Below are 11,620 nucleotides of genomic sequence, written 5' to 3'. Positions count from 1 at the left end.
ATCTCGATCGCTGGCACTACAATTAGGGCAAAAATAGTTTAAATAATTTAGTGTTTCATACTGAAATATGGAAAATATATGCCCATGTTTATCTAAATTTTCATAATAGAGATCGGACAGGCGATGAAATTGACTTACTTTAGAAGAACATACAGGGCAGAAGTGTTTTAGTTCCTCACAAGAATCATTTACAGGACTAAATTTCGCTTTACCCAATAACGCCTTAACAGACTCTTTAAATCTTTTAGGTATAATCTTTTTATACATGTTACTTATCCAATTTGCGTTAACTCACCATCTAATTGAAATGCCGTCCATACATTCTTTTCAGCTTTAACCTGGAAAAAGACTATTGACTGTGCCCTCATCAATATCGGCCCACCTTTACATTCGTTTAAACCGACAGTAATTGAGTAAAGTCCTTTAGAGAAGATTATCTTGGGAATTAAGATCTTGAAATGAACAATTCCGGTAATATTTTCCAAAGGGTAAGCCTCTTCATAAAAGTACTCAGCAATACCTCTTTGTTCGGCATCATAAAATACCAAGTATGGTTCAGGATTTCTAAATGCTCGATCGACATTTAAGTTAACTTCAATCTCAAAATCTGAAAGTCTTTCTACCAGGATAGAATCTGTTTGCCCCAATGATGGTTGGCCATTAATTAAAATATTAGTGATTTGTACCAAGTTATCAGTATAAAATGACGGTATGATATCAAACTTTGAATAAAAAATATCTATTCCTTCTGAAACATTTTTACCTTGATATACTGGCTTACCTTTTTCTAGCAATGCTATATCCGTAGCAATTCGCGATACTTGAGGCATACTGTGAGAAACAAAGATAACAGCACAATTAGGAATAAGTAAATCGATTTTTCTGAAACATTTTAAAACAAACCCCATATCCCCTACTGCCAACACTTCATCCAGCAATAAAACATCTGGCTTAATTAACACTACAGCAACTGCAAACCCCAACCTCACACTCATCCCTGAACTGTATGTTTGTACTGGTGCATCAATGAATTCTCCTAGCTCAGCAAACTCAATTATTTCCTCAAATTTAGCATCAATCTCGGCCTTACTTAATCCGAGAATCGAACCATTTACATAAATATTTTCTCGCCCAGTCAAAATCGGATTGAAGCCTGCACCCAAAGCAATCAATCCTCCTACCTGACCATTAATTTCAATGCTACCTCTGTCTGGCTTGATCAGCCCATTGAGCATTCTTAAGAGAGTAGTTTTTCCGGCTCCATTGCGTCCAATTAGTCCTAAACATTCGCCCCTACGTAACTCAAAACTGATATCTTTCACCGACCAAAACTCATCTGCTCTTAGCTCATGCTCGTACTTACGTCCGGTTAATTCTAAACCAATATCCTTAATTCCATACCATAGAGACTTCTTCAAGCTTCGGCAAAACTTTTTTGAGACATTCTCAACCCGGATTAAAACTTCTTTGTTTTCCGACTGACTTTGTAAGTGGCGCCCTGGCAAATCTAACATTATACTTTTTGCAGTTACTTTAACTTGAGGCTTTTAGATTAAGGAGTGAAATGAAGTGAGATACTAGCTTAGGAACTCATTCTCTCAATAATAAACGGCATCGATAAACGATATAAAACCCAAGCGGCAAGCAGTAATGCGAAACTTAGACCACTCACTATCCAGAAACTCGTTTGGTCAGCCACTATGCCAGTCGTCGCCAAATCTCTTGCGGTTACTAATAAAGGCGTAACTGGATTCCAACTAACCACTGTGCTGAACCATCCCTGCTTAGGAGTAGGGTAAATCACCGGAGTCAATAACAGCCAAGGCGTTACAATTAGCGGAATTACTCGCCCTACGTCTCCATACAAAGCCCCAAACGGAGCAATCAGCAAACCAATTCCAGTCCCCAATATAACCAGATGGATGATAGCTACAAATGCTGGAATTATACTCCAAGTGACTGGGATTTTAAACCAAATAAATAATCCGATAATGAGAATTAACTTAATCCCAAAATTAAAAAATATCTCCCCCAACTTAGCTAAAATAATCGCCTCTTTCGGAAAATTAATCTTAGCTAGCATTTGATTCGCTGCCCCTACTGCTGCTAGCGGCCCCATTAGAGCCTCGACAAAAGTTTGCCATAACGACATACTAAACATCACATAAGCCGGATAGGGAATATCAGTCACTCCAATGTTGACCGCCCCAGAACTCTTCGCCATCACTAACCCCAATGCCGCAATTATCGGCGGAAAAAAGGCCCACAACACTCCTAGGAAAGATTGGCGGTACTGAGCACTAATATCACGCACTAATAACCGCCAAGCTAACTCTCGCGATGCCAACAGATCGGACATCATCGATCTGAATAACATCAACGGATTGCGAATGCGGCTTTCAGGACTGTAGACAACCCGCATCGAAGCTTTACTGGATTTACTCATCTTGTGAAATTTACTCATCTTGTGAAAATTACAATACTGAATAAGATCCGTTAAACTTTAGCAGCACTCATCAGGCGGACGACATCGGTCATTTTATATTTAGCCTGCCAGCCCAGAATTTCTTGGGCTTTTTGGGGATTGCCCCTACCTACTGCCAAATCTGTCGGTCTTAATAAACTATCATCGATCGCGACGTGCTCGCGCCAATCTAAGTCTACTGCGGCAAAAGCGGCGGCAACAAAATCTTCTAAACGGCAACTTTCCCCAGTAGCAATTACATAATCACTAGGGTGAGATTGTTGCAACATCAAATACATAGCTTCTACATACTCTGGTGCCCAGCCCCAATCCCGCTGAATGTGCATATTGCCTAGCTGTAACTTCTCATTGCCACCCTTAGCAATTCTACAAGCTGCGGCGACAATTTTTTGGGTTACAAATCTTTCTGGGCGCAGGGGCGATTCGTGGTTAAATAAAATTCCGGAGCAGGCAAATAGCCCATAAGCTTCCCGATAGTTGGCCACTTCCCAAAACGCGGCGGCTTTGGCTACCGCGTAAGGACTTCTCGGTCGGAAGGGTGTTTCTTCATCAGCAGCAGTGCCGCCAGTATCCCCGAAGCATTCACTGGAACCAGCATTATATAGCTTGATGCCCGATCCTAAAAAGCGAATTGCTTCTAGTAAGTTGAGGGTGCCCGTTGCAATACTTTCGAGTGTTTCTACTGGCTGTCCAAAGGATAAGCTGACCGAGGTTTGACCTGCTAAGTTATAGACTTCACTTGGTTGAAACTTCGTCAGTACCTGCAAGACGCTCCGAAAATCGGTCAGTGCCATCGATTCTAGCTGGATTTGCTCGGCAATACCCAAAGATTTAAGGTTACGAAAACTAGACATCTGCGCGTCTCGCGAAGTACCACAGACAGTATAGCCACGATCGAGCAACAATTGAGCCAAATAAGCTCCATCTTGACCGGAAACACCACAAACGATCGCTCTTTTCATTTTAAATTTTAGGTCTTGTAATCAGCCAAAATGTCGCTGTTGATGCCACTTCCACGCATGGGTCACGATCGCACTCAAGTCAGCATACTCTGGTTTCCAGCCGAGTACTTGACGCGCTTTCTCACTACTACCAATCAGGGTAGCAGGATCGCCAGCGCGGCGGGGACAGAACTCGATCGCGATCTGTTTACCCGTCACTTGTTTGGCTGTGTCGATCACTTCCTTGACTGAGAAACCATTGCCATTACCCAAATTGAAGATTTGGCTGACTTGATGTGCTAGCAAATATTCTAAGCCTAAGACGTGCGCTTGAGCCAGATCGGTAACGTGAATATAGTCGCGGATGCAGGTACCGTCGGGCGTGTCATAATCAGACCCAAATACAGATATTGCCGCCCGTTTACCCGCAGCAGCCTGTAAAATCAGCGGGATCAGGTGGGTTTCGGGATTATGATCTTCCCCAAACTGACCATCGGGATCGGCACCAGCGGCATTAAAGTAGCGGAAAATTACCGATTTTAGACCATACGCTGGGTCGTAGTCCTGCAATGCCCGCTCGATCGCGAGCTTTCCTGCACCATAGGGATTGATGGGGTGCTGGGGATGCTGTTCGTCGATCGGAATGTACTGAGGATTGCCATAGGTGGCGCAGGTGGAGGAAAAGATAAAGTTAGTGACCCCATGTGCGCGCATCGCATCGAGCAATGCCAGGGTACCCACCACATTATTTTGCCAGTATTTAGCCGGATCGCTGACTGACTCGCCCACATAGGCAAAAGCCGCAAAGTGCATTACCGCTGTAATTTTGTATGTCGTAAAAATCTTGTCGAGTACCGCGCGATCGCTGATTTCACCCACGACTAAGTTAGCTTTGAGATGGGATTCGATCGGTTCGCGATGTCCATACACTAAGCTATCTAAGACGACGACTTGAAAGCCGCGTTCCTCTAAAGCCTTGACTGCATGAGCGCCGATGTATCCAGCCCCACCCGTTACTAGTACTACCCGATCGACTAAATCCATGATAAAGCTCTATAAAATGCGAGAGGCGGTGATTGTGTGTCTGATATCTGAATCTAGGGTACTAAATTGTGCGATCGATTCTCCATATAGAGAGGCTACACCAATGACTGTGACAATAGCCTGTTCTCTGGCACATCGGTCGTGAAATAGCGCTCTACGATCGTTGCGTCAACCGATCTCACTAATTGCTCGATCGGGATTTGCGGCGCTCGATCGCATCTGCTAGATTCTCGCTCCTTATCCGCTAAAAGGCGGTAGCTTTGGCGAAGCATATTTAGTATATTTATATACATGGCATTGCTCGAACGGAACGATGAATTTCACTTAACGAATGGTGCTAAAAGCTTTGACACCCTGATACTGCTTCACCCGCGCTTCCCGGCGGGTAAATTCACCCACCGACGGGTTTCCATTGGGATGAACGACCCCAGTCACTCGTTGCCACAACTCATCGGGAGCGATCTCGATCTTGTATGTGTGAGGATCCGTCTTGCAAACATAATACCATCGCGTACTTCGGCAGCAATCGCACCAAAAAGCCTCCAGCCATTCTCCCGTGATGGAAATAGTGGTGTGAAAGGCAATCGAGCTTCTTGCCGTTACGCGGTCGATGCCTCTGGCCTCGAGTTGCTCTGGGCGGTCGGCAAATAAATAATACTTTTTACTCACACTGTCTAGATAGCAGTCGTGAATCGGACAAAAAATACTTCGGCGCTTCGATCTACTGCGGTTTTTGACACACTTATCCTGCACTTCGGCCTCCTTCGCTGAAATAAATGGCAGTGAACTGAAGGTTGCGGGGGAGAGACTGAGATCTAACAGATCGTCAAAGCCCACTCCGGTAAGTTACCACACTATCCCAAATCGGTCTAATGTCGGTCGATCGATCTGAGACATTTTTTGAACTAATATCTTTAACTCAAATAAATGTTACGAACGATTATCTAAGTTTTAATCTACATAATTGGCTAAATTTCTAAGAATTAAAAGTCAGCAAACCTAGTAGTAGAGTGACAATCTTAGCGATCTATCCAGTTTTGAGGATGCTGTTTAGCTAATAGCGTATTTTCGTAATTTTTGTAGCGTTTGCGACCTAACGACCCAAATCATATCACATTAGTACTCTCCACTCGCGTAATTGCTAGAAGTTCTTTTGTAAAATATTATAGCAACCGCACACTACACTTAGTAAGTACTGTCGCGGCGACGACTTCTTGTGACTACCGCTCTAACGAACCTTGTATTTTTTGAAGCAGGGCTTGAGTTAGCGGGAGATCGGAGAGTTGTTCGACTTGTCCAGTATTTACGACTTGATGGAGAAAGTCAAGAAAATCTAACTGCACTTTCTGGGTTTTGGGATGATCTGTGCCCAAATGTTGTGCCCTAATCGCGAGCGAACGCGTATAAAGTTGCTCTGCCTCACCATACTTTTTCAAGGCTTGATATACAAAAGCTAAATTATTCAAGCTAGTGGCAATCTGTAAATTGTCTGCACCAAGCTGGCGTTCTCTGATGGCTAGCGATTGAGTATACAGTGTCTCCGCTTGACGATACTGTCCGGTCTTGTAATATAAGCTTGCCAAGTTATTCAAACTTTGAGCCGTATGTGGGTGATTTTCACCCAGTTGACGCGCTCTAATTTCTAGCGCCCGCACGTATAGTGGTTCGGCAGCGCTATAGTTACCAGTCTTGTAATACAGTACTGCTAAATTATTTAATCCTTGTGCTGTGTGGGGATGATCTTGCCCGAGTTGACGCTCGTAAATACCTAATGCTCGGGCGTAGAGAGGTTCGGCTTCAGGATAGTTTTCAATCCGATAGTAGAGACTTGCTAAGTTATTGAGGACTTGAGCTGTATAAGGATGTTCTCGCCCTAGTTGCTGTTCGTATATTGTCAGCGCCCGCGTCAGGTGGGCTTGTGCCTCAGAAAATCGCCCCATTTCGTAATACAAACTTCCCAGATGACCCACACTTTGAGCGGTGTGAGCGTGATGAGATCCCAATCCCCGTTCGCTGATTTCCAGTGCGCGAGCGTAAAGCGGCACAGCTTCCTCAAATCGTTGTAGCGATTTGTAGAGGTCTGCTAGACGATCGAGGCTGGGAATCGTATCTAAGTGGTAAGATCCTAACTGTTGCTCGCTAATTTTGAGCGCCCGCACGTACAATGACTCGGCATCGTTATATCGCTCGACGGCTGAATACAAGTTAGCTAAATTATTCAGGCTGGCAATGGTGTCGAGATGGTTGACACCAACTTTTTGTTCGTAAATCTTTAGAGCGCGGATATACAGGGATTCTGCTTCTTCATCGCGACCCATTTCTAAGTAGAGAGCAGCTAAATCCTGTAGGCTTTGGGCAGTTTCGGGACAATCTGCGCCTAACTGGCGTTCATAAATTCTATGAGCGCGGGTATATAAAGGTTCTGCCTCAGTATATTTACCCATAATCAGATATAAGCCAGCCAGATGAGTGAGGCTTTGAGCTGTATCGAGATGATCCGCACCCAATTCTTGTTGGCAGATATCGTAAGAGCGAATGTATAAAGGTTCGGCTTCGGTATAGCGACCCATTGCCGCATATAACTGCGCCAGACTATATAGACTTTGGGCGATATGAAGATGATTGCCACCAGGGCGATCTTCTCTAATAGTTAAAGATCTGGTGTAGAATGGCTCCGCATCAGTATAGCGACCCATTGATTCATATAGCAGCCCGAGATTATTTAAACTTTGAACGGTATAAGGATGAGTCGCTCCCAATTGTTCTTCTCTAATCGATAATGTCCGTGCGTATAGGGATTCTGCGTCTATATACTTACCCATCGATTCATATAAAACTGCTAAATTGTTGAGATTTTGAGCAGTGTAAATATGGTTGGCACCAAATTGCTGCTGGCAAATTGTCAGCGAATGAGCATAAAGTGCTTCTACATCTGAAGAATTGTCTTTGCCGTCGCCTCTGGGCACGAGAATCGAGTCATACAAAATTGCCAGCTTACTAGGATTGCCAACGTGACGATCGGGTGGTGACGATGGTAACTGATGAGTAGAATCCTGAGCCTCTTTCATACAAACACTGCAATTTTTGACCTCAATCTTAACTATATTCGATCGAAATTCAATCGTCCAGTCGATCCACGTAAAAATACTGAGGTAGTCAAGAGTTTCTGCTCAGAATTAGCAGATTATACTGAAAATTAAGGGAGCGCGATCTCTAAATTTGACATCAAAATCGGTAACTTTACTGGAGTTATTCGATCGAACTTTAATTGTATTTTAAGATATTACAATTAGAAATATTCGAGCTTGACCGAGCGGGCGGTACTCAGGCACAGTCGAGGGAGCGCTCTAGATCCGTTTCTGGCTGGCATCGCTACTTGGTGGGTTAGGAGTTTTTTTGGGCTTGCTTTTATTCGCTGTCCGATCTGGTGCATTTATGCTTGGTAATGCTTGCACAACCTGAATTTTTTCTTGATGTACGATCTTGCTGTCTTTTCTAATTACTAATCGATTTGCGGCGATCGTATAGTTGGTTTCACCATTATCTGCGGAGAATTGGGTGCGATCGTAATATCGCAGTCTCAGGGTAATACCTTGGAACCCATCTCTAGAAATTCCGACATAGTGAGTAGGGATTTTTGCGCCACAAATGTACATCAAGTAACTTTTAGAAGTGGCATGATACATGATTTTAGTCCGATCGGGACAGATCGAACTAGGATCGTTACTGACATCGGTGACAATCGTGGCTAACCCAGGGGTTCCAGAAGGCTTTTTAATTGGGTTAGTGGCAGTATTCTGGGCTGAATTGACTTCAAAATTCCGAAATTTAGCTGTTGCATTAATGCCACCGCTTAAGGAAACTTGCAGTAAGGCGACCTGAGTGATATTTGTAGGGATTTTATTGAAAATAAAACTTGCTTTAAAGGGAACATTTTCGACTAGTTCAGCCTTAATTGAGTTGTTTTCACTGACTCGGTTAGCTAACCGCAAACTGGATGGGTAATATTCGTTACCTTCAAAATCGACTAGCTTGATATTATTGCCATTGAGATCGATAGTCCGATCGTTATTCTTACTTGTTAAGGTCGCTTTGCAAACCAAATCTTGCAGCTTCCTGCTACAATTTTGGATCGTAACTTTGATTCGATCGTCCTCATAAGTAGCAGGGTTGTTTTTAGGAGTTTTAGTCGCCACTTGTGCGGAGACTTGAGTTGGGTATAAGTAAATACTCAACAACCCACACCAGCCTATTTTAACAAGTGATTTGGCATTCATACTCATGTTTTGTCGATCGGGGCTAATTTTGCAGTCATTATATCACAACTCATCCAATTTGCCTCGATTTATTGAGAATGAATTGTAGCGAATTTAACATCTAAATTCCGTAGTTCGACAATTGATATTACTAACTCTTAGATACTTGGACTAAGAGCCAGATAGTTGGCACTAAGGTCGATATCGATCTCAGCCAAATTGTTCCACAAATCGATCGACATCCTCGATAATCCGCGTCAGTTCAGCTTCACTACTGAGCCGAATCCGATCGTCTCGTAAGGTAATTAAGACTTTAGCCACAAAAGGATTTGCCCAGATATTTGGATTGCAGAATATCTCTAGAAAAACATCTCCAGTATATTGATACTCGATCGGTCGTGCTGGCGTGGGCTTGCCACTACTTCCAGGGGTTTGTGCTGTTTTAGCCTTGAGGATGTGGACTAGATCGTGGAGTTGTGCCTGCAATTGTTTAGCTGCTGTTAATGTCAAGCCACAAGACACCGATCCGCTAGCTAAGTTGAACACCAGTTGGGATGTCATATTTTCGATTTTGAGGGGAAAGTGTTAGCGACCCTAATCTTACCGAGACTTATCGATATTGTATAGATATTCTCGATCCAAAAATTGGCGGCTGAGATTCAAAGTCCCAGCCCGATCTCCAGATTCAGCGGATCGATCGATATCTAGACAAGATCGATCGTCTAGTGTAGACTTGTAGATTGTGGTCTAAAACTTCCAGCTCAGGCGAGCTGCGACGATGGTGAATCGGCTCAAATCGATACTAGGCGGCTTACTGCCTCAGTCTTTTTAGCAACAAAACGAATCCCAGTTGATACCTAAATATCCTTACTGCGCTACGAGTGAAAACTTATTGCATCCGCAGCAGCCACGATCTGCAACCGCAGGCATCATCGCTGCTAAAGTTAGCTGGATTGGTAAATTCAAGTCGAACCCACAAATGGACGCGCCTGTCGGTGGAAGTCCATCAAAATCCTAATGTCTCAAATTAAGGAAATTTATTAAACCGTGTCTATCGGTATTCTCGGCACCAAACTCGGCATGACCCAAATTTTCGACAAAGAGACAGGGAGAGCAATTCCTGTCACCGTCGTTCAAGCAGGGCCATGTACCATTACACAGATCAAAACTAAAGATACTGATGGATATAGTTCCATTCAGTTGGGTTTTGATGAAGTCAAAGAAAAAGCTCTCAACAGACCAGAATTGGGGCACCTCAAGAAAGCAGATGCGCCACCACTGCGTCATTTGCAGGAATTTCGGGTCGATAGCACCGATAACTGGACGCTCGGGCAAGAAATCAAACCAGATATCTTTACTATCGGTCAAATCATCGATGTCACTGGTAACAGTATCGGTAAAGGGTTTGCTGGTTGGCAAAAACGCTGGAACTTTGCTCGGGGGCCAATGTCTCACGGTTCCAAAAATCACCGCGAACCTGGTTCGACTGGTGCAGGTACCACTCCCGGTCGCGTTTATCCCGGCAAGAAAATGGCTGGGCGCTTAGGTGGTAAACGGATCACGATTAAGAAATTAGTAGTAGTTCAGATCGATGTCGAGCGTAACGTTCTCCTGATCGAAGGTTCCGTCCCTGGCAAACCTGGCGCGTTACTCCGGATCGTGCCTGAAGTCAAAGTCGGTAAATAGTCACAAAAAGTAGATCGGGAGATAAAAAATAGTTATGGCTAATTGCGTCATTCGCAACTGGCAAGGCGAGGAAGCTGGCTCCGCCACCCTCGAATTGGCCGTTGCCAAAGAAGAGAATGCCTCTCACATCGTCCACCGCGCCCTAATTCGGCAGACAAATAATGCGCGTCAAGGTACAGCTAGTGCTAAGACTCGCGCCGAAGTTCGCGGCGGTGGTCGCAAACCTTGGAAACAGAAAGGTACCGGACGCGCACGGGCGGGTTCGATTCGGTCTCCGCTCTGGCGGGGGGGTGGGGTAATTTTTGGACCAAAGCCCAAAGATTACAACATGAAAATGAACCGCAAAGAGCGGAGATTGGCTCTGCGGACAGCATTGATGGGTCGGATTGAAGACATTATCGTCGTCAACGACTTTACGACTGATGTCGCTCAGCCTAAAACCAAAGAGTTCGTCCAAGCGATGACTCGTTGGGGTGTAGAAGCAGATAGCAAAGTCTTGGTCATCGTTGCCGAGATTGAAGACAATACCTTGCTATCGGTACGCAATATTGCCAAAGTTAAAATGATTTCGGCTTCAGGACTAAACGTTTTCGATCTTCTGAATGCAGACCAGATCGTTGCTACCGCTGAAGCGATCGCCAAAATCCAGGAGGTTTACAATGACGATTAGAGTTGCTGACCGCGATTTACCAGATTTAATTCGGAACGTCATCGTCACCGAAAAAGCGACGATCGCGATGGAACAGAACAAGTATGTATTTGATGTAGTTCCTCAAGCTACCAAGCCACAAATCAAAGCCGCGATCGAATCTCTGTTCAATGTCAAGGTCAAACGCGTAGACACCCAGAACTTACCCCGCAAAACCCGCCGCGTCGGTAAATTCCTCGGTGCAAAGCCTCGCTACAAACGGGCTATTGTGACGATCGTCGAAGGTCAAGAGATCGTTCTCTTCCCTGAAGTTTAAGTAGTTGGGAGTTCGGAGTTCGGAGTTGGGAGTAAGTAGCCAGTAATTTTTCGCTAATGCTCTCCCCGTCCCCCCGCCTCCCCCTCTCCCTAACCTAATCCCTAACACCTAACACCTAATTATGGGAACCCGTTCTTATCGGCCATATACGCCCAGTACTCGTGAAACCGTAATTTCAGACTTTGCTGAAATCACCACCAGTACGCCGGAAAAATCACTCGTTTATAACAAGCACCGCGCTAA

General features: G+C 44.5%; 12 protein-coding genes and 2 pseudogenes. 5 read left to right on the top strand and 9 right to left on the bottom strand.

Annotation, left to right across the window (positions count from 1 at the left end):
• From RMO35_RS08600 to RMO35_RS08560, 9 genes and pseudogenes are all read right to left on the bottom strand, one after another.
• Positions 1 to 267 (bottom strand): annotated as a pseudogene (locus tag RMO35_RS08600) (hypothetical protein); the annotation flags it as partial.
• A 5-nt stretch (positions 268 to 272) separates the two neighbouring features.
• Positions 273 to 1,514 (bottom strand): ABC transporter ATP-binding protein, encoded by a 1,242-nt coding sequence (locus RMO35_RS08595; RefSeq protein WP_309740259.1) that lies wholly within the window; start codon positions 1,512 to 1,514, stop codon positions 273 to 275.
• A 68-nt stretch (positions 1,515 to 1,582) separates the two neighbouring features.
• Entirely contained in the window at positions 1,583 to 2,446 is an 864-nt protein-coding gene (locus RMO35_RS08590; protein WP_309740257.1) for an ABC transporter permease, read from the bottom strand.
• Between the two features lie 50 nt (positions 2,447 to 2,496).
• A complete protein-coding gene (locus RMO35_RS08585; protein WP_309740255.1) occupies positions 2,497 to 3,447 on the bottom strand; it encodes a GDP-mannose 4,6-dehydratase in 951 nt (316 codons plus the stop codon).
• Positions 3,448 to 3,468: 21 nt separating this feature from the next.
• Positions 3,469 to 4,470 carry a UDP-glucose 4-epimerase GalE gene (gene galE / locus RMO35_RS08580; protein WP_309740252.1) on the bottom strand — a complete coding sequence of 334 codons (1,002 nt, stop codon included), beginning with the start codon at positions 4,468 to 4,470 and terminating at the stop codon, positions 3,469 to 3,471.
• Between the two features lie 324 nt (positions 4,471 to 4,794).
• Complete coding sequence (locus RMO35_RS08575) at positions 4,795 to 5,139, bottom strand: hypothetical protein (protein ID WP_309740251.1); 345 nt, start codon at positions 5,137 to 5,139, stop codon at positions 4,795 to 4,797.
• Between the two features lie 551 nt (positions 5,140 to 5,690).
• Positions 5,691 to 7,538 carry a tetratricopeptide repeat protein gene (locus RMO35_RS08570; protein WP_309740249.1) on the bottom strand — a complete coding sequence of 616 codons (1,848 nt, stop codon included), beginning with the start codon at positions 7,536 to 7,538 and terminating at the stop codon, positions 5,691 to 5,693.
• Between the two features lie 279 nt (positions 7,539 to 7,817).
• Positions 7,818 to 8,747, bottom strand: coding sequence for a hypothetical protein (locus RMO35_RS08565; RefSeq protein WP_309740247.1), 930 nt, complete (start codon positions 8,745 to 8,747; stop codon positions 7,818 to 7,820).
• Between the two features lie 189 nt (positions 8,748 to 8,936).
• Positions 8,937 to 9,287 (bottom strand): hypothetical protein, encoded by a 351-nt coding sequence (locus RMO35_RS08560; RefSeq protein WP_309740244.1) that lies wholly within the window; start codon positions 9,285 to 9,287, stop codon positions 8,937 to 8,939.
• 320 nt (positions 9,288 to 9,607) lie between these two features.
• Between RMO35_RS08560 and RMO35_RS08555 the strand changes: the two genes are divergently transcribed.
• The 5 genes and pseudogenes from RMO35_RS08555 to rplB form a co-directional block, all read left to right on the top strand.
• On the top strand, positions 9,608 to 9,757 hold the full coding sequence (locus RMO35_RS08555; protein ID WP_309740243.1) for a hypothetical protein: 150 nt from the start codon (positions 9,608 to 9,610) through the stop codon (positions 9,755 to 9,757).
• A gap of 16 nt (positions 9,758 to 9,773) precedes the next feature.
• The gene (gene rplC, locus RMO35_RS08550) at positions 9,774 to 10,412 is read left to right on the top strand and encodes a 50S ribosomal protein L3 (protein WP_309740241.1); all 639 of its coding nucleotides are present in this window, start codon (positions 9,774 to 9,776) and stop codon (positions 10,410 to 10,412) included.
• Between the two features lie 34 nt (positions 10,413 to 10,446).
• Complete coding sequence (rplD, locus tag RMO35_RS08545; RefSeq protein WP_309740238.1) at positions 10,447 to 11,082, top strand: 50S ribosomal protein L4; 636 nt, start codon at positions 10,447 to 10,449, stop codon at positions 11,080 to 11,082.
• On the top strand, positions 11,072 to 11,377 hold the full coding sequence (locus tag RMO35_RS08540; RefSeq protein ID WP_309740236.1) for a 50S ribosomal protein L23: 306 nt from the start codon (positions 11,072 to 11,074) through the stop codon (positions 11,375 to 11,377). Before rplD ends, RMO35_RS08540 begins: the two co-directional genes overlap by 11 nt.
• Before the next feature lie 121 nt (positions 11,378 to 11,498).
• Positions 11,499 to 11,620, top strand: a pseudogene (gene rplB / locus RMO35_RS08535) (50S ribosomal protein L2); the annotation flags it as partial.

It is taken from the genome of Chamaesiphon sp. OTE_20_metabat_361, from assembly GCF_031364565.1.
Note: the sequence above shows the minus strand (reverse complement) of the source record. Positions and strands in the feature narration are given on the sequence as shown.

Coding starts and splice junctions, on each gene's coding strand:
- RMO35_RS08540 (WP_309740236.1), top strand. CDS start 11,072: ATGACGATTAGAGTTGCTGACCGCGATTTACCAGATTTAATTCGGAAC.
- RMO35_RS08570 (WP_309740249.1), bottom strand. CDS start 7,538: ATGAAAGAGGCTCAGGATTCTACTCATCAGTTACCATCGTCACCACCC.
- RMO35_RS08585 (WP_309740255.1), bottom strand. CDS start 3,447: ATGAAAAGAGCGATCGTTTGTGGTGTTTCCGGTCAAGATGGAGCTTAT.
- galE (WP_309740252.1), bottom strand. CDS start 4,470: ATGGATTTAGTCGATCGGGTAGTACTAGTAACGGGTGGGGCTGGATAC.
- rplD (WP_309740238.1), top strand. CDS start 10,447: ATGGCTAATTGCGTCATTCGCAACTGGCAAGGCGAGGAAGCTGGCTCC.
- RMO35_RS08595 (WP_309740259.1), bottom strand. CDS start 1,514: ATGTTAGATTTGCCAGGGCGCCACTTACAAAGTCAGTCGGAAAACAAA.
- RMO35_RS08560 (WP_309740244.1), bottom strand. CDS start 9,287: ATGACATCCCAACTGGTGTTCAACTTAGCTAGCGGATCGGTGTCTTGT.
- RMO35_RS08590 (WP_309740257.1), bottom strand. CDS start 2,446: ATGAGTAAATCCAGTAAAGCTTCGATGCGGGTTGTCTACAGTCCTGAA.
- RMO35_RS08565 (WP_309740247.1), bottom strand. CDS start 8,747: ATGAATGCCAAATCACTTGTTAAAATAGGCTGGTGTGGGTTGTTGAGT.